The organism is Streptomyces sp. NPDC059224, from assembly GCF_042754285.1.
GTDB lineage: Bacteria > Actinomycetota > Actinomycetes > Streptomycetales > Streptomycetaceae > Streptomyces.
The window spans coordinates 181,053-197,879 of the sequence record NZ_JBHZAN010000014.1; the positions used below are offsets into that span (position 1 = coordinate 181,053).

Annotated in this window: 18 protein-coding genes; 8 read left to right on the top strand and 10 right to left on the bottom strand. The window is 71.4% G+C overall.

Annotated elements, in window-relative coordinates:
- Positions 1 to 4 precede the first annotated feature (4 nt).
- Positions 5 to 1,489, top strand: a complete 1,485-nt coding sequence (locus ACFXI4_RS17425) for a glycoside hydrolase family 3 protein (protein WP_384991404.1) — start codon at positions 5 to 7, stop codon at positions 1,487 to 1,489.
- Positions 1,490 to 1,610: 121 nt separating this feature from the next.
- Here the strand turns inward: ACFXI4_RS17425 and nagB are convergent, their stop codons facing one another.
- Positions 1,611 to 2,396, bottom strand: coding sequence for a glucosamine-6-phosphate deaminase (nagB, locus tag ACFXI4_RS17430; RefSeq protein ID WP_384991406.1), 786 nt, complete (start codon positions 2,394 to 2,396; stop codon positions 1,611 to 1,613).
- A gap of 572 nt (positions 2,397 to 2,968) precedes the next feature.
- Between nagB and ACFXI4_RS17435 the strand changes: the two genes are divergently transcribed.
- A complete protein-coding gene (locus ACFXI4_RS17435; protein ID WP_362715216.1) occupies positions 2,969 to 4,435 on the top strand; it encodes a PAS domain-containing sensor histidine kinase in 1,467 nt (488 codons plus the stop codon).
- Positions 4,436 to 4,639: 204 nt separating this feature from the next.
- On the opposite strand, the gene ACFXI4_RS17440 is transcribed toward ACFXI4_RS17435, so the two are convergent.
- Together ACFXI4_RS17440 and ACFXI4_RS17445 are read right to left on the bottom strand one after the other, a co-directional pair.
- The gene (locus tag ACFXI4_RS17440; protein WP_010353616.1) at positions 4,640 to 4,897 is read right to left on the bottom strand and encodes a WhiB family transcriptional regulator; all 258 of its coding nucleotides are present in this window, start codon (positions 4,895 to 4,897) and stop codon (positions 4,640 to 4,642) included.
- Positions 4,898 to 5,216: 319 nt separating this feature from the next.
- Complete coding sequence (locus tag ACFXI4_RS17445; protein WP_384991409.1) at positions 5,217 to 6,185, bottom strand: diacylglycerol/lipid kinase family protein; 969 nt, start codon at positions 6,183 to 6,185, stop codon at positions 5,217 to 5,219.
- Positions 6,186 to 6,320: 135 nt separating this feature from the next.
- Here ACFXI4_RS17445 and ACFXI4_RS17450 point away from each other — a divergent pair, with 135 nt between their 5' ends.
- Entirely contained in the window at positions 6,321 to 6,761 is a 441-nt protein-coding gene (locus ACFXI4_RS17450) for a hypothetical protein (protein ID WP_362715204.1), read from the top strand.
- Between the two features lie 21 nt (positions 6,762 to 6,782).
- Here ACFXI4_RS17450 and ACFXI4_RS17455 read toward each other — a convergent pair whose 3' ends face one another.
- From ACFXI4_RS17455 to ACFXI4_RS17465, 3 genes are all read right to left on the bottom strand, one after another.
- Positions 6,783 to 7,856, bottom strand: a complete 1,074-nt coding sequence (locus ACFXI4_RS17455) for an RNA polymerase sigma factor SigF (RefSeq protein ID WP_384991412.1) — start codon at positions 7,854 to 7,856, stop codon at positions 6,783 to 6,785.
- 17 nt (positions 7,857 to 7,873) lie between these two features.
- The gene (locus ACFXI4_RS17460) at positions 7,874 to 8,287 is read right to left on the bottom strand and encodes an anti-sigma regulatory factor (RefSeq protein ID WP_004925829.1); all 414 of its coding nucleotides are present in this window, start codon (positions 8,285 to 8,287) and stop codon (positions 7,874 to 7,876) included.
- 272 nt (positions 8,288 to 8,559) lie between these two features.
- Complete coding sequence (locus tag ACFXI4_RS17465) at positions 8,560 to 8,820, bottom strand: UBP-type zinc finger domain-containing protein (RefSeq protein ID WP_384991415.1); 261 nt, start codon at positions 8,818 to 8,820, stop codon at positions 8,560 to 8,562.
- A gap of 61 nt (positions 8,821 to 8,881) precedes the next feature.
- On the opposite strand from ACFXI4_RS17465, the gene ACFXI4_RS17470 reads away from it, so the two are divergent.
- Positions 8,882 to 10,477 carry a Na+/H+ antiporter gene (locus ACFXI4_RS17470; protein WP_384991418.1) on the top strand — a complete coding sequence of 532 codons (1,596 nt, stop codon included), beginning with the start codon at positions 8,882 to 8,884 and terminating at the stop codon, positions 10,475 to 10,477.
- Positions 10,478 to 10,497: 20 nt separating this feature from the next.
- Here the strand turns inward: ACFXI4_RS17470 and ACFXI4_RS17475 are convergent, their stop codons facing one another.
- A complete protein-coding gene (locus ACFXI4_RS17475; protein WP_384991421.1) occupies positions 10,498 to 11,379 on the bottom strand; it encodes a 1-aminocyclopropane-1-carboxylate deaminase/D-cysteine desulfhydrase in 882 nt (293 codons plus the stop codon).
- 33 nt (positions 11,380 to 11,412) lie between these two features.
- Positions 11,413 to 12,003, bottom strand: coding sequence for an N-acetylmuramoyl-L-alanine amidase (locus tag ACFXI4_RS17480; RefSeq protein ID WP_362729997.1), 591 nt, complete (start codon positions 12,001 to 12,003; stop codon positions 11,413 to 11,415).
- 288 nt (positions 12,004 to 12,291) lie between these two features.
- Between ACFXI4_RS17480 and ACFXI4_RS17485 the strand changes: the two genes are divergently transcribed.
- From ACFXI4_RS17485 to ACFXI4_RS17500, 4 genes are all read left to right on the top strand, one after another.
- Positions 12,292 to 13,698 carry a family 2B encapsulin nanocompartment shell protein gene (locus ACFXI4_RS17485; RefSeq protein ID WP_384991425.1) on the top strand — a complete coding sequence of 469 codons (1,407 nt, stop codon included), beginning with the start codon at positions 12,292 to 12,294 and terminating at the stop codon, positions 13,696 to 13,698.
- 113 nt (positions 13,699 to 13,811) lie between these two features.
- Positions 13,812 to 14,912 carry a family 2 encapsulin nanocompartment cargo protein polyprenyl transferase gene (locus tag ACFXI4_RS17490; protein WP_384991428.1) on the top strand — a complete coding sequence of 367 codons (1,101 nt, stop codon included), beginning with the start codon at positions 13,812 to 13,814 and terminating at the stop codon, positions 14,910 to 14,912.
- A gap of 161 nt (positions 14,913 to 15,073) precedes the next feature.
- Positions 15,074 to 15,283 (top strand): hypothetical protein, encoded by a 210-nt coding sequence (locus ACFXI4_RS17495; protein WP_384991431.1) that lies wholly within the window; start codon positions 15,074 to 15,076, stop codon positions 15,281 to 15,283.
- Positions 15,284 to 15,293: 10 nt separating this feature from the next.
- A complete protein-coding gene (locus ACFXI4_RS17500; protein WP_384991434.1) occupies positions 15,294 to 15,626 on the top strand; it encodes a DUF952 domain-containing protein in 333 nt (110 codons plus the stop codon).
- Here ACFXI4_RS17500 and ACFXI4_RS17505 read toward each other — a convergent pair.
- Both ACFXI4_RS17505 and ACFXI4_RS17510 read right to left on the bottom strand, forming a co-directional pair.
- The gene (locus ACFXI4_RS17505) at positions 15,623 to 16,363 is read right to left on the bottom strand and encodes a VOC family protein (protein ID WP_384991437.1); all 741 of its coding nucleotides are present in this window, start codon (positions 16,361 to 16,363) and stop codon (positions 15,623 to 15,625) included. The two genes, ACFXI4_RS17500 and ACFXI4_RS17505, sit on opposite strands and share 4 nt — an antisense overlap.
- A gap of 29 nt (positions 16,364 to 16,392) precedes the next feature.
- Entirely contained in the window at positions 16,393 to 16,809 is a 417-nt protein-coding gene (locus ACFXI4_RS17510; RefSeq protein WP_384991440.1) for a VOC family protein, read from the bottom strand.
- Positions 16,810 to 16,827 lie beyond the last annotated feature (18 nt).

The following is a 16,827-nucleotide window of genomic DNA, read 5'->3' on the forward strand; positions in this document are numbered from 1 at the left end:
CCCGATGACGACACTCGCCAGCGGTACGGACACACTCACGCGCGACGCGCTGACGGTCCTCCAGCCCGGCTTCACCGGCACCACCGCCCCCGACTGGCTGCTGCGCCGGCTCGGCGAAGGCCTGGCCGCCGTGGGCCTGTTCGGCCGCAACATCGCCTCGCCCGAACAACTCGCCGCTCTCACCGCCCAGTTGCGCGCCGAACGGGACGACGTCCTGGTGGCGGTCGACGAGGAGGGCGGTGACGTCACCCGCCTCGAGGTGCACACCGGCTCCTCCTTCCCCGGCAACCACGCCCTCGGCGCGGTCGACGAGGTGGAACTGACCCGGGAGGTCGCCCTCGAACTGGGCCGCCGCCTCGCTGCCTGCGGGGTGAACTTCAACTGGGCCCCGTCCGCCGACGTCAACTCCAACCCGGCCAACCCGGTCATCGGCGTCCGTTCCTTCGGCGCCGACCCGGACCTGGTGGCCCGCCACGCGGCGGCCTATGTCACCGGTCTCCAGTCGGCCGGGGTCGCGGCCTGCACCAAGCACTTCCCGGGCCACGGCGACACGGCCGTCGACTCGCACCTCGCCCTGCCCCGCATCGACGCCGCCGGCGACGTCCTGCACGCCCGCGAGCTGGCCCCCTTCCGCGCCGCCATCGCCGCCGGCACCCGTGCCGTGATGAGCGCGCACATCCTGGTCCCGGCACTGGATCCGGCCCGGCCGGCCACGCTGTCCCGCACGATCCTCACCGACCTGCTGCGCGGCGAACTCGGCTACGAGGGCCTGATCGTCACCGACGGGATGGAGATGCAGGCCATCTCCGCGACGTACGGCATCGAACACGGCAGCGTCCTGGCCATCGCCGCCGGAGCGGACGCGATCTGCGTGGGCGGCGGTCTCGCGGACGAGGAGACGGTACGGCGTCTGCGCGACGCCCTGGTCGCGGCGGTCCACTCCGGCGAACTTCCCGAGGAACGCCTGGCGGAGGCGGCGGACCGGGTACGGTCACTGGCCCGCTGGACGGCCACGACGGAGCGGGCGCAGCCGGACTCCGCGGCCGCGGACATCGGCCTCGTCGCCGCCCGCCGCGCACTGGACGTGACGCGCGTCGATCCCTACCCGCCCCTGACCACGGCCCCCTTCGTGGCCGTGTTCACCCCGGTGTCCAACATCGCGGTGGGCACGGAGACCCCCTGGGGGGTGGCGGCGGAACTGTCCCGCCGCCTGCCCGAAACGGAGACGGCCGGCTTCACGGGCGACCACGCGGGCGAGGACGCCCTGTCGGCGGCCGGCGACCGCAGGATCGTGGCCGTGCTCCGGGACGAGCACCGCCACCCCTGGATGACCACGGCCCTGGACGTACTCCTCAAGTCCCGCCCCGACACGATCGTGGTGGAGATGGGCGTCCCCCAGGCGCCGCCCAGGGGTGCCCTGCACATCGCGACCCACGGCGCGGCGAGGGTCTGCGGCACGGCGGCGGCGGAGGTCATCGCACCCCGGTGAGCGGAGCGCCCCTTCAGGGGGGCGCCGGGGGTCCCCCGGCCGGAGGCCGGGGGAGGGACTGGGCGACCGGCCCCGCGCCGCGCACGGCGCACCCGACCGAACGCGGCAGACGCGACCGCTCTCAAATGCCCTGCCAAGCGGGCTTGTTGGCGAACGTGTACCGGAAGTACTCCGCAAGCTTCAGCTTGGACGCGGCAGCCTCGTCCACCACGACCGTCGCATGCGGATGCAACTGCAGCGCCGACGCGGGACACACCGCGGCGACCGGCCCTTCCACGGTCGCCGCGACCGCGTCGGCCTTCCCCTCGCCCGTCGCGAGCAGCACCAGATGCCGCGCCTCCAGGATCGTCCCGATCCCCTGGGTGATCACATGGTGCGGCACCTGCGCGATGTCGCCGTCGAAGAACCGCGCGTTGTCGACCCGGGTCTGCTCGGTGAGCGTCTTGATCCGCGTCCGGGAGGCGAGGGACGAACACGGCTCGTTGAAACCGATGTGTCCGTCCGTGCCGATCCCGAGCAACTGCAGATCCACGCCGCCCGCCCGCGCCAGCGCCCCGTCGTACGCCTCGCAGGCGGCCTGTACGTCCTCGGCCGTGCCGTCGGGGCCGAGGAACGCGTCCATCCCGATCCCGAGCGGCTCCAGCACCTCGCGCCGCAGCACCGACCGGTACGACTCCGGATGCTCGGCCGGCAGTCCCACGTACTCGTCGAGCTGGGCTATCCGCGCCCGCGAGGTGTCCACGGCCCCGGACCGCACCTTGGCCGTGAGCGCCTGGTAGATGGGCAGCGGGGTCGAGCCCGTGGCCACCCCGAGCAGCGCGTCCGGCTTGCGGCCGAGCAGCTGGGCCATGGCCTCGGCGATCAGCTCGCCACCCGCGGCGGCGTCCGGAACGATGACAACTTCCACGCTGGGCCTGCCGTTCTGTCTATGTGGTTTAGACCAATCCGATGGGACCAATCTAACAGAACCAGCCCCCGTCACCCCGGGAGCGGTGCAGCGAAAAGGGGACAAGTGTGAGGTTACGTGAATACGTCAGAACGGGTGAATCAAGGAAAAATCCAGCCCGTCCGCCGGGGTGTCGGAAAATGCCGCGCCTCATCGGGCCCCACGGCCGCCTCCGGCGGGCTACGCTGCGATCGCATCGACTGTGAACAGTCTCCAACGCATGGACACACACCGTGGTCTAGTCCACAATTGCGTACCAGGACTGAAGGAGTACGGCGGCACCGTACGACACAGTCGCACTCTTCCGTCCTCCCCGCACAGGAGGACGGACCGAGGAACCGGAGCTCTCTGCCCTGACTGCCCCGGGTCCTCACCTTCGGCCTGTCGGGACCGCACACCCCGTGGCCGTTGCTGCTCCGGGCTGCGGTGCCGGGAGGGTTGAGGGTCCCTCCCAGGCGCCGCGGCCCGCGGGTGTTCTCGGCCGTTTTTAGGCCATCAACAGACCCGCGGGTACGCTCGCAGACGTGCCCTCCATGAACGAACTGGTCCGCCAGCACACCGCCCTCGACGACTCCGACCTCGAGTGGCTCCATCTGCTGGTCTCGGAGTGGCAGCTGCTCTCCGACCTCTCCTTCGCCGACCTGGTCCTGTGGGTTCCCACCGCGGACGGCACCCGCTATGTCTCGGTGGCGCAGATGCGCCCCAACACCGGCCCGACCTCCTACCAGGACGACATGATCGGTCATCTGGTGCCCCGGGGCCGGCGCCCCATGCTGGACATCGCGCTGGACGAGGGCCGGATCGTCCGGGAGGGTGACCCGGAGTGGCGGGAAGAGGTCCCCGTACGGGTCGAGTCCATCCCGGTACGGCGTGAGGGCCGGGTCCTCGGGGTCATCGCCCGCAACACCAACCTGCTGACCGTGCGCACCCCGAGCCGGCTGGAGCTGACCTACCTCCAGAGCGCCTCCGACCTCGCGCAGATGATCGCTGCCGGATCGTTTCCCTTCCCGAACCAGCAGGTCGACATGGACGCCTCGCCGCGTGTCGGCGACGGCCTGATCCGGCTGGACGCGGACGGCATCGTCCAGTACGCCTCCCCGAACGCCCTCTCGGCCTACCATCGCCTCGGCCTCGCCTCCGACCTGCTCGGTCACCACCTCGGCCAGACCACCGCGGAACTCGCCCCGACCCGCGGGCCGGTGGACGAGGCGCTCGCCAAGGTCGCCAGCGGCTGGGCGCCGCGCGAGTTCGAGATCGAGTCCAGCGACGGCGCGATCCAGTTCCGGGCGATCCCGCTCAAGCCCAAGGGCACCCGTATCGGTTCCCTGGTACTGCTCCGGGACGTCACCGAACTGCGGCGCCGTGAACGCGAGTTGATCACCAAGGATGCGACCATCCGGGAGATCCACCACCGGGTGAAGAACAACCTCCAGACGGTGGCCGCGCTGTTGCGCCTGCAGGCCCGCCGGATCGAGTCCGAGCGCGGCCGGGAGGCCCTGGAGGAGGCCGTCCGACGGGTCGGCTCGATCGCGATCGTGCATGAGACGCTGTCCCAGAACCTGGACGAGCGTGTGGAGTTCGACGAGATCGCCGACCGGGTGCTGGCGATGGTCGCGGAGATCTCGCCGGGCAAGGTCGCGGGCCGGCGCACCGGACGCTTCGGCATACTCGACGCCGAGGTGGCGACCCCGCTGTCGATGGTCCTCACCGAGATCCTGCAGAACGCCCTCGAACACGGCTTCCGCGAGGGCGAGACGGGCACCGTCGAGGTCACGGCGGTGCGGGGCGGCACCACCAAGGAGGCGCGACTCCTGGTCACCGTCCAGGACGACGGCGTCGGCCTGCCCGAGGGGTTCGACCCGCACCGCTCCGGCAACCTCGGTCTGCAGATCGTACGGACGCTGGTGGAGGGCGAGTTGGGCGGCACGTTCGACATGGTGCCGGCGCCGGAGCGGGGGACCAGGGTGATCCTCGACGTTCCGGTGCAGCCGCAGAAGTAGCCCGGCCGGGGGAACGTCGGGCACCGGGGCCACGGCAACGGCCGCCTGGGCACAGCAAAGAGCCCCGGACCTGGTGGGTCCGGGGCCGATTACTCGTTGCTGCTCTTAAGCGCATCGGGGTACTGCGCGCTGCGGCTCGGGGGCGGGAGATGCGTACTCGCTGTACGCGCCGCCAAGCTCAGGCCGTCACCAGGGGTGGGACTGTCAGGCGGTGGCCTGACGGGCCCGGTTGCGGGCGGCACGGCGCTTCATCGCGCGACGCTCGTCCTCGCTGAGACCACCCCAGACGCCGGAGTCCTGACCGGACTCGAGCGCCCACTGCAGACACTGGTCCATGACGGGACAGCGACGGCAGACGGCCTTGGCTTCCTCGATCTGCAGCAGCGCAGGACCGGTGTTGCCGATGGGGAAGAAGAGCTCGGGGTCTTCCTCGCGGCAAACGGCGTTGTGACGCCAGTCCATGGCTGCTACCTCTCCTTGGTATTACATGCACGTTGCTTGTGAATGTGAACGCTTTCACGAATCCCTCAACAAGTGAAGGGCCGACCGCCAGGTTCCCTGGCAGGGGTCCTGTGAGTTGAAGGGGATTCCGGTGATCAGTGGACGCCAGTGTTGCGGGCTGTCCCGACCGCCACGTAGAGCCTCGCAAACCTCAGCGACGGATACAACCCCTTCCGGAAAGTTTTTTTTGATTCCTCGGTGTCGACTGGGTCACAGCCGTACTTCCATGGGGTGGATCCTGGCCTAAACGTTCGAGTGAAAGGACTTTGGCCCGTTCCGCTCACACAATCACACGCAGTGCGCGGCGTACGCCTGTGAACGTCACGCTCGTACGCAGTCCTAGGTGGTCGCCGTCCATCTGAAGGGGGAGGGGGACCTTCGAATGCAAGGTGAACTGGTCCAGGTCGTGCAAGGACACGGCGTGCTTGCCATGGGGTCCGCGCTCGGGGGACGAAGTGAGCAACTGGGTGCCATACCGGGCAACCGCGGCTGTCGACAGGCGGCTGAGACCGAGTACGTCGATGCCTTTATCGAACGAGGCCTTAGGCGACGTGTACATCGGACGATTGCCGAGATACGTCCAGGGCGAGGTGTTCGAGACTATCGCCACCACAAGATCCGTGACCGGGTCGGCCCCGGGGTGTTCCAGGGTGATCGTGCCGTGCCGGCGGTGCTCCTCACCGAAGAACTGCCGTACGACCTGTCGTACATACAGTGCGTGCGTCGACTTCTTGCCGAGCTCCCGCTGCTGTTCGACCCTGCCGACCACGCCGGCGTCGAAGCCGAGCCCCGCGTTGAAGGTGAACCAGCGGGCCGGGACGGCCTCGTCCGCGGTGCCGGGGGTGCCGGCCGTCAGGCCGAGGCCGACGACCCGCTCCTGTTTCTCGCGCAGCGCGCCGAGCAGGGCGCCGGTGGCCTCGACCGGGTCGTTGGGCAGGCCGAGGGCGCGCGCGAAGACATTGGTGGAGCCGCCGGGGACCACCGCGAGTCCGGGCAGCCGGTCCGGGTCGGGGCCGGCGTGGAGGAGGCCGTTGACCACCTCGTTGACCGTGCCGTCGCCGCCGAGGGCCACGACCAGGTCGATGTCCTCGCTCTCCGCCGCCTGCCGGCCCAGGTCACGGGCGTGGCCGCGGTACTCGGTGGTGACGGCCTCCAGTTCGACCTCGCTCGCGAGCGCGTGGATCAGGACATCGCGCCTACGTGCGCTTGTGGTGGTTGCCGCCGGATTGACCACGAGAAGTGCACGCATGGATTGCAGCGTACCTACTGGGAAGTACCGGGCCCAGGCCGCGTTAGGGATCCGGTAAGAGAAAGAGGCGTGAGTCTGAACACGTGGCGCCGAGGGGCCGGGCCCGCGTTTTCGGGCGAGGGCTACCCTTCTGCCGTGAGCAATGCGCCTACGGCCGAGAAGGCCGACGTGACCGACGGGCCCCGTCCGCGAAGGCTGACGTACGCGGCCGCGCTGAGCGGGCTGGAAGGGCTCGCGCTGGCCGTCGGCGGGGTCTGGATGCTGGTCCTCGGGCTCACCGGATCTCCGGACGACCGGGGACAGGCCGTCACCGGGGGCATCACCGTGATCGTGCTGGCGCTGCTGCCGCTGCTGGCGGCGCGGGGGCTGCTCCTGCGCAGGAGCTGGAGCCGGGGACCCGCGGTGATCACGCAGATCATGGCGCTGCCAGTGGCCTACAGCCTGCTGCAGGCCGACAGCGCGGCCATTCCGGCGGGGATCGCGTTGGCCGTGGTGGCCGTCGCCTCGCTGGTCCTGCTGGTGAACTCTGCCACGACCCGGGCCCTGGGGATCAAGGGGCCGGGGCGCAGCGGCTGATCCGGTCGCCGACGGAAAGACCTACTCCTCGACCAGCAGCTTCTCGCGAAGCTGGGCCAGGGTCCGCGCCAGCAGCCGGGAGACGTGCATCTGGCTGATGCCGACTTCCTGGGCGATCTGGGACTGCGTCATGTTGCCGAAGAAGCGGAGGAGAAGGATCCGCTTCTCGCGGGGCGGCAGGTCTTCCAGCAGCGGCTTGAGGGACTCGCGGTACTCGACGCCCTCCAGTGCCTCGTCCTCGGCGCCGAGTGTGTCGGCGACCGCCGGGGACTCGTCGTCGGTGTCGGGAACGTCCAGGGACAGCGTGGAGTACGCGTTGGCCGACTCCAGGCCCTCCAGGACCTCCTCCTCCGAGATCGCGAGCTTCTCGGCCAGCTCGTGGACCGTGGGGGAGCGCCCGTGCTGCTGGGACAGCTCCGCCGTGGCGGTGGTCAGCGCGAGACGCAGCTCCTGCAGGCGGCGCGGGACGCGGACCGCCCAGCCCTTGTCGCGGAAGTGGCGCTTGATCTCGCCGACCACGGTCGGGGTGGCGTACGTGGAGAACTCCACGCCCCGCTCCGGGTCGAAGCGGTCCACCGACTTGATCAGGCCGATCGTGGCGACCTGGGTGAGGTCGTCCAGCGGCTCGCCGCGATTGCGGAACCGGCGCGCGAGGTGCTCCACGAGCGGCAGGTGCATCCGGACCAGCCTGTTGCGCAGCTCCGCGTACTCCGGGCTGCCGTCCTTGAGCTTGCGCAGCTCGATGAACATGGCGCGCGCCCCGCTGCGGTCCTGAGGTTCGTGGTGGGTCGCCTGCACGACCTCCGCGGCCAGCGCCTTGTCCTCGGCGTATCGCTCGTGCTCGCTCATCGTCCCGCCCGTCGCCCTTCCACGAGCCTTCGCCCCGGCTCGGTCCGGGGCCGTGGCCCCGTTCCGCCCTTCCGGGGGCGCGCTCTGCGCGGCACCCTCCAGCCCGGCGCGCGCGGAGGGTTCCTCCGGGTGCGGCCTGGCCTGTTCCGGGATGCCGTCGATGCCGTCAGCCATGCGGCGGGAGTCGGCCTCGGGCTCTTCGCCCCCGGCCGACAGCTCCCGTGTGCCGCGCTCTTCGTCCCGCACCGGCCCGTCCTCGTTCCTCACGCCGGCCCGGGTCCCGCGCCGCGCTGTTTGTAGAGGCTGATCGACACGGTCTTGTCCTCGTCGACGGCCGACGAGACCTTGCCCGCCAGGGCCGACAGCACGGTCCAGGCGAAGGTGTCGCGCGAAGGGGCGTGACCGTCCGTGGTCGGCGCGGAGACCGTGACCTCCAGCGAGTCGTCGACGAGGCGGAAGACACAACTGAGCACCGAGCCGGGAACGGCCTGCTGGAGCAGGATCGCGCATGCCTCGTCCACCGCGATGCGCAGGTCCTCGATCTCGTCCAGGGTGAAGTCCAAGCGGGCGGCGAGACCGGCCGTGGCCGTCCGCAGCACCGACAGGTAGGCACCCGCAGCCGGCAGCCGGACTTCCACGAAGTCCTGGGTCGCGGGCTCGCCTGCGATCTGGGACACCCTCACCTCCATGGTGGTACAAGCATTTCGGGGCCGAGGGGTCGCCCCCCGGGGTAACGCACTACGTGGTTCAGCGGTGACGCTACCGCGCTCCATACTTTTCTGTCCCGGGACCCCAACCCCCTGGCGTCACTCACAGTAAACCTGTGGATACGCTCCGTGTCTAGGGGTCCGGCTTGCCCAATTGGGAAGAGCACGCGCCGGGTTGACGTACCCCGGCGTCGAACCGTCGAACCGTCGCCACGGCCGCCTTCAGCGGCCGTAGTGCAGTGTCACACGAGGACGTGGTCGACAAAGCACCAGCGCCAGTCCTCGCCGGGCTCGAAGGTCCGCATCACGGGGTGACCTGACGTCTCGTGATGCCCCGTCGCGTGTCTTCCCGGCGACGAGTCGCAGCAGCCGACATGGCCACAGGTCAGACAGAGCCGCAGCTGAACCGGGTGCCAGCCCCGGGAGAGGCACTCCGGGCAGGTCTCGTCCAGCGGTCGGGGTTCCGGGTGCGGCAGCGCGCCGGCATGCGTGCACTGTTTCATGATTGCCAGATTACGACGGGTGTGCGGGTGGCCGCGCGGAAAATGAGGGTGGGCGAGGATCATGGACGTGTTGCCACTGCTGTTGCTGGTGGCGGGAAGCGCGACGGTCGCGGGCGCGGCGCGGCGTACCCCGGTGCCGGCGCCCCTGCTGCTGGTCGCCGTCGGCCTGGCCGTCTCGTACATCCCCGGAGTCCCCGACTACACGCTCGACCCGGAGATCGTGCTGCCGCTCGTGCTGCCCCCGCTGCTGTACAAGGAGGGCACCGAGAGCTCGTACCTCGACCTGCGGGCCAACATGCGGCCCGTGGCGCTGCTGTCGGTCGGCTACGTGCTCTTCGCGACCTTCGTGGTCGGCTGGGCCGCCTACGCGATCGTGCCCGGCCTGCCGTTGCCGGCGGCGCTGGCGCTGGGTGCGGTGCTGGCACCCACGGACGCCGTCGCGGCCGCCGCGATCGCCCGCCGGGTGGGGCTGCCGTCCCGGCTCACCACGATCCTGCAGGGCGAGTCCCTGCTCAACGACGCCACCGCGATCACCGCCTACCGGGTGGCCGTCGCGGCCGCCATCGGCGAGGGCGCCTCCTGGATGCACGGGGTCGGCGAGTTCCTGGTGGCCGCGATCGGCGGCGTGCTGGTCGGGCTGGCGCTGATGGTGCCGATCCACTGGCTGCGCACCCATCTGAAGGAGGCCCTGCTCCAGAACACGCTGTCGCTGCTGATCCCGTTCGTCGCCTACGGCGTCGCCGAGCAGCTGCACGCCTCCGGCGTGCTGGCGGTCGTGGTGGTCGCCCTCTACCTCGGCCACCGCGCCTGGGAGGTCGACTTCGCCACCCGCCTCCAGGAGGACGCGGTGTGGCGGATGGTCGCGTTCCTGCTGGAGTCGGCGGTCTTCGCGCTGATCGGACTGCAGCTGCCGGTCGTCCTGAAGGGCCTCGGCGCGTACCGGGGCATCGACGCCGCCTGGTACGCGACCGCCCTCTTCCTCGTCGTGGTCGCGGCCCGGTTCGTGTGGATGTACCCGGCCGCCGTCCTGCCGCGCCTGGTGTTCCCCCGGATCCGCGAGCGGGAGGGGGACCTCGACTGGAGATCGCCCGTCGTCGAGTCCTGGGCCGCCATGCGCGGCGTCGTCTCGCTGGCCATCGCCTTCTCGATCCCGCTCACCCTGCACGACGGCAGCGCCTTCCCGCAGCGCAACCTGATCCTGTTCCTGACCTTCACGACCGTCATCGGCACCCTGGTGGTGCAGGGCCTGAGCCTGGCCCCGCTGATCCGCCTGCTGAAGTTCCCGCCCCGGGACGTGCAGGCCGAGACCCTCGCCGAGGCCAACGCCCAGGCGCAGGCCTCCCGCGCGGCCGAGAACCGCCTCGAAGACCTCCTCTCCGACGAACGCAACGAGCTGCCGCCGCCGCTCGCCGACCGCCTGCGCAGTGTCCTGGAACGCCGTCGCAACGCCGTGTGGGAGCGTCTCGGCCAGACCAACCCCGTCACCGGCGAGTCGGTCGACGAGACCTACCGGCGGCTGTCCCGCGACATGATCAGCGCCGAACGCGCGGTCTTCGTCCGGCTCCGCGACCACCGCTACATCGACGACGAGATGCTCCGCACCCTGCTGCGCCGACTGGACCTGGAGGAGGCGGCGGCGTTCCGGGAGGCGACCTGAGGTTCCGACGGAAGCGCAGGTCAGGCGGTGATGACCGCCGCCACCCGGATCCCGCTGGGCAGGGCGCCTTCCGCTGCCAGCTCGACAAGCCCATAGAGCAGTTTGGCGACATACAGCCGCTCCACCGTCACCCCGTGCCGGTCCTCGAAGTCCCGTGCGAAGTCGTCGAGGCCGGGGGTCGTCCGCCCGTATCCGCCGAAGTGGAACCGCTCGTCGAGCGACCAGTCCCCGCGCCGCCCCCCGAACGCCTCCCGCTGGAGCCGCTCCGTCTCCCCGGCCAGGAACCCGCCGCGCAGCACCGGCACCCCCAGCGCCCGCTGTCCCGCGCCCAGTCCGGCGGCGAGCCCGGCCAGCGTGCCCCCGGTTCCGCACGCCGTCGCCACCAGGTCGGCGCGGTCGCGCAGCTCCTCGCCCAGGGCCCGGCAGCCGCGGACCGCGGCCGCGTTGCTGCCGCCCTCCGGCACGACGTACGCGTCCTCGGCCCCCGCCGCCCGCGCCAGCGCGGCCACCACCGCCGGCTCGGTCTTGCGCCGGTAGACCGACCTGTCGACGAAGTGCAGCCGCATGCCGTCGGCCGCGCACCGCGCCAGCGAGGGGTTCAGCGGCCGGGCGGCCAGTTCCTCGCCCCGGACCACGCCCACCGTCGGAAAGCCGAGCAGGCGCCCGGCCGCTGCCGTCGCCCGCAGATGGTTGGAGTACGCCCCGCCGAAGGTGAGCACCGGCCGTCCGGCCGCCGCCTCGATGTTCGGGACCAGCTTGCGCCACTTGTTGCCGATCAGCTCCGGGTGGATCAGGTCGTCGCGCTTGAGGAGGAGCCGGACGCCGCGGCGGGCGAACCGGTCGTCGGCCACCTCCTCAAGAGGGGACGGGAGCCGGGGGCTGAGTATGTCGGCGCTGGTCACGCGGTCATTGTCGCCCGGAGTGCGGGCACCGGGTCACTTCAGACGGTCCCGGACGCGCTCGCGCAGCCAGGCCATCGTGAAACCACGGGGGTCCACCTTCCCCGGCTGCCACTCCGCGTGGCCGATCACCGACCGCTCCGACCAGCCGTGCCGCCGGCACACTGCCGCCGCCACCCTCTCGATCGCCTCCAGCTGGGCCGCGGGCCAGGGGTCCTCGCCGTCGCCCAGGTTCTCGCACTCGAAGCCGTAGAAGTGCCGGTTGCCGTCGGTGTTCGCCTCGTTGTCCCGGGGCAGGGCCTTCTCGGCGATCACGGCGCGCAGCACGTCGTCGTCGCCCGGTCCCGCGTGGTTGGCGCGACCGTGGCCGACGAGGTGGACCGTGCCGTCCTTGGTGATGACACCGTGGCAGAGCGGGCCGGGGAGGTCCGGGCGGCCGTCGTAGCAGATCCGCACCGTGCGGGCCGCGCCGTGGGTCACCGTGTGGTGGATCATCACGCCGTGGACCGGGCCCCAGGGCCCCTTGTGGTTGCGGTTGTGTTCCCTCCAGTCGCCGACCTCGACGACCGTGACGCCCTCGCTGCGCAACGCGTCGAGGAAGACCTCCGCGGACATGGGTGGGGCCATGACCGCCTCCTTAGCTTCTGTGCTCGGCTGGTGCCGAACCTTCTACAGAACGCGCGGGTCCACGGCCAGCCCCCGAGGCGATGTTCGGATCACGTGCGAGCCGATCAGGACAAGTCGGCATATCGCGGGCCGGTTGAGCGACTATTCGCCCGGCATGCCCACATGTTCGATGATCTATTCCCGCTCTTTCGGGTAATGGCACGGGCACGCTCCGTGATGACAGGGTGGCCGGTGAGACCGATGCGTGGACAGTTCGGCATCCGCGCAGGTATGGGAGGGCATTTCTCTATGTCGGTAGGCGAAGAGGTCCGCACGGATCAGGGCAAGCCGCAGCAGTCCCTGGACACGGCGGCCGCGCGGAACCTGGCCACCACGACCAAGTCCGCGCCCCAGATGCAGGAGATCAGCTCACGCTGGCTGCTGCGGACACTGCCCTGGGTGGACGTCCAGGGCGGCACGTACCGAGTGAACCGGCGGCTCACCTACACGGTCGGTGACGGCCGTATCACGTTCCTGAAGACCGGAGACCGGGTCGAGGTCATCCCCGCGGAGCTGGGCGAACTGCCCGTCCTGCGGTCCTACGAGGACCAGGAGGTTCTGGGGGAGCTGGCCCAGCGGTGCCGGCAGCGCGACTTCGCGGCGGGCGAGGTCATCGCCTCGTTCGGCAGCCAGGCGGAGGAGGTCCACCTGCTGGCCCACGGCCGGGTCGAGAAGATCGGCACCGGCCCGTACGGCGACGACGCGGTGCTCGGTGTCCTCGCCGACGGCGCGCACTTCGGCGAGCAGGGCCTGATCGACCCGGACGCCATCTGGGAGTACACCGCCCGTGCGGACACGGCCTGCACCGTGCTGACCCTGTCCCGGCAGGACTTCGAGCAGGTCGCCGAGCGCGCCGACTCGCTGCGCGAGCACCTGCACCGGCTGCGCGCGATCCCCGAGCAGCGCACCAACAGGTTCGGTGAGAAGGAGGTCGCCCTCGCGGCCGGCCACAGCGGCGAGCCCGAGATCCCGAACACCTTCGTCGACTACGAGGCCCGGCCGCGCGAGTACGAGCTGAGCATCGCCCAGACCGTGCTGCGCATCCACACCCGGGTGGCCGACCTCTACAACCAGCCCATGAACCAGACCGAGCACCAGCTCCGGCTGACCGTCGAGGCGTTGAAGGAGCGCCAGGAGCACGAGCTGATCAACAACCCGGAGTTCGGCCTGCTCAGCAACTGCCAGTACGACCAGCGGCTGCAGCCGCACGACGGCGTGCCCAGCCCGGACGACATGGACGAGCTGCTCAGTCGCCGCCGCGGCACCAAGCTCTTCCTCGCCCACCCGCGGGCGATCGCCGCCTTCGGCCGCGAGCTCAACAAGCGCGGACTGGTCCCCGAGTCCATCGAGGTCGGCGGCAACCGCATCCCGACCTGGCGCGGGGTCCCGCTCTACCCGTGCAACAAGATCCCGGTCTCCGAGGCCCGGACCACCTCGATCATCGCCATGCGCACGGGCGAGGCGGACCAGGGCGTCATCGGGCTGCGCCAGTCCGGGATCCCCGACGAGATCGAGCCGAGCCTGTCGGTGCGCTTCATGGGCATCAACGAGCAGGCCATCATCAATTACCTGGTCACGGCCTACTACTCGGCGGCCGTCCTGGTCCCCGACGCCCTCGGCGTGCTGGAGAACGTCGAGATCGGCCGCTGGAGGTGACGTTTCCGCACTTCGCGGCCGTGTTCCCGCCCTCCGGGGCGGGTACACCCTCGGGGTACGTGCGAAGCCGGGGCACAGACGCCACCGTACGCCCACTCCGCGAGGGGGAGGCCATGGCCGAGTTCGTGACGGAGCGCCGGCAGCGCGCCACGGGGGTGCCGCCGGAGAGGCCCGAGTCCCTCGACGGGACGGAGGCGGCGGCCGTACTGGAGCGTGCCCGGGCGTCCGTCGACCCCGAACTGCACGCGGCCGTCGACTCGTTGCCCGGCGCCATGCGCCGGGTCGCGCGCTACCACTTCGGGTGGGAGCACGCCGACGGCACGCCGGCGGCCGGCGACGCGGGCAAGGCCATCCGGCCCGCTCTCGTCCTCGCCGCCGCCGACGCGCTCGGCGGCCCGGCGGCCCGCGCGGCCGCCGTCCGGGCCGCTGCCGCCGTGGAACTGGTGCACAACTTCACGCTGCTGCACGACGACGTCATGGACCGGGACACCACACGCCGGCACCGGCCCACGGCGTGGACCGTGTTCGGCGACGTCGACGCGATCCTCGCCGGGGACGCCCTCCAGGCGCTGGCCCTGGGGCTGCTCGCCGAGGACCCGCACCCAGCGTCCGGTCCCGCCGCCGCCCGGCTCGCGCGGTGCGTCCTGGAACTGTGCGCCGGTCAGCACGCGGACACGGCCATGGAGGACCGGGCCCCGGGCGAGGTCACCCTCGACGAGGTGCTCGTCATGGCCGAGGCCAAGACCGGGGCACTGCTCGGCTCCGCCTGCGCCCTCGGCGCGCTGTACGCGGGGGCGGCGGCGGAAGAGGTGGCGGCGCTCGACGGCTTCGGCCGGCAGGCCGGGCTCGCCTTCCAGCTGATCGACGACGTCATCGGGATATGGGGTGATCCACGGCGCACCGGCAAGCCGGCCGGGGCGGACCTGGCGGCCCGCAAGAAGTCCCTGCCGGTCGTCGCGGCCCTCGCCTCCGGCACCCCGGCCGCGGACGAACTCGCCGAGCTGTACGCCGAGCCGCCTGCGAGGGCCGACGCCGACGAGGTCGCGCGCACGGCACTGGCCGTGGAGCGGGCGGGCGGCCGTGACTGGGCACAGGCCGAGGCGGCCGACCGGATGGCCCTGGCCATGGAGGAGCTCACCCGTGCGGTACCCGACCCCGAGTCGGCGGGCGGTCTGCTCGCGCTCGCCGAGTTCGTGACCCGGCGCAGCAGGTGAAGACACCGGAACCCCCGGAACCGCGCGGCTCCTGACCCCGCACGGCTCCCGGGGGCTCCGGCCCGACGGGTCCCGCACATCCCCACGGCGTGCGGGGCCCGGCGTTTTCCACGGCGGATGGCCGGCCGCCGGATCCCCCCGTTTCGGCCTACGATGGAGACATGGACAGCCAGGACCGGGTCTGCCCGGTGTGCGGGCAGGCCGTCGAGACAGTGGTGCATCGGCGCAAGACGCTGGGCGCGTGGGTTCCGGTCTGGGGACCGGCTCCCTGCCGTAATCCCGACTGCGCGGGGAACCGGCGGCAGGAGCGGCCGCCGACCCCGGCCCCGGCGTCCGGGTCCGCCGCGAAGACGGACCGGGCGACGCCCTAGCGTTGACGGCATGACCGGACTTCCGAACATCCTGCACATCACCGAGCGCTCCCTGTGGGAGGACGCCCGCGCGCGGGGCTCCTACGAGCTGTCCACCCGCGGCCGCACCCTTCAGGAGGAGGGCTTCGTCCACTGCTCCACCCGGGAACAACTCCCGCGCGTGGCAGCGTTCCTGTACGGCTCCTACGACGGCCCGGACGAACTGGTGGTACTGGTCGTGGATCCGGCACGGGTCGGCGTACCGGTGAAGTGGGAGGCGGTGCAGCCGGACGGCGAGGAGTTCCCGCACGTGTACGGGCCGATCCCGGTCACGGCCGTGGTGGACGTGGAGCCCTGGGGCTAGGCCCTGTCCGGGAGTCCGCCGGTCTCCGGGTCCCGGCCGGTCAGGCAGTAGACGCCGCCCGCCGGGTCGCGCAGCACCGTCCAGTGCCGCCCGTCGGCCACGTGGACGGCGCCGAGTTCCTCGTGCCGGGCCCGGGTCGCCGCGACGTCCTCGCAGGCCAGGTCGAGATGGGCGGCGGCCGGGCGCTCGTCGGCCAGCCGCTGGAGGAGGATCCGCACGGGCAGCCCGGCCGGTGGCCTGAGCACCCGGAACTCCGGCAGCGAACCGGTCAGCAGCTCCCAGCCGGTCAGCTCCGCCCAGAACGCGGTCTCCGTCGCGTACGCGGACGGCGGGATGTCGAGGCTGACCTGGTCGAGCCGGCTGCCCGCGACGACCGGTGGCCGCACCGACTCGCCCTGCCAGGGGGCCGCGCACCACAACTGCCCGGCGGGCGACCGCAGTACGGCCCAGCCCTCGTGCTCGGCGACCGGTTCGGCGCCGAGTTCCCGGGCCCGCTTCACCAGGCCCGGCACGTCCTCGACGCACAGGTCCAGGTGGGCTCCGCCGGGGCCCGCGTCGACGCCCTGGATCTTGACGCAGGCATCGACGCCGTTGGCCGGCAGCAGCGTCACGAACTCGTCGTCCTGCCCGCGGGGCGCCGAGAGGAAGGTGCCCGTGACGGCCGTCCAGAAGGCCTGGGCGGCGGCGAGGTGCGCGGTGGGACGGTCGGCGAAGACGTACGTCCAGCGGATGGTCATGGAGGGGATCGTAGAGGGGCCCGCGGGGGCTACTCGTCCCGGCGTTCGGTGAAACGCAGCAGGTTGCCCGCCGGGTCCCGGAAGGCGCAGTCCCGTACGCCCCAGTGCTGGTCCGTCGGCTCCTGGATGACGTCGCCGCCGTGTTCCCGCACCCGCTCGTACAGCGCGTCGCAGTCGGTGGTGGAGAAGATGACCCCCCGCAGCATGCCCTTGGCGAGCAGCTCGGCCACGGCCTGCCGGTCGGCGGGGGACGCGTCCGGGTTGGCGCCGGGCGGCTCCAGCACGATCTCCACGCCCGGCTGCTGGGGCGACCCGACGGTCACCCAGCGCATCCCCTCGAACGCCACGTCGTTGTGGACCTCCAGGCCGAGCACGTCCCGGTAGAAGGCCAGGGCCTTGTCATGGTCGTCGACGGCGATGAAACACTGCGCGAGTTTTACGTCCATGGGGTCAGGCTAGGAGGA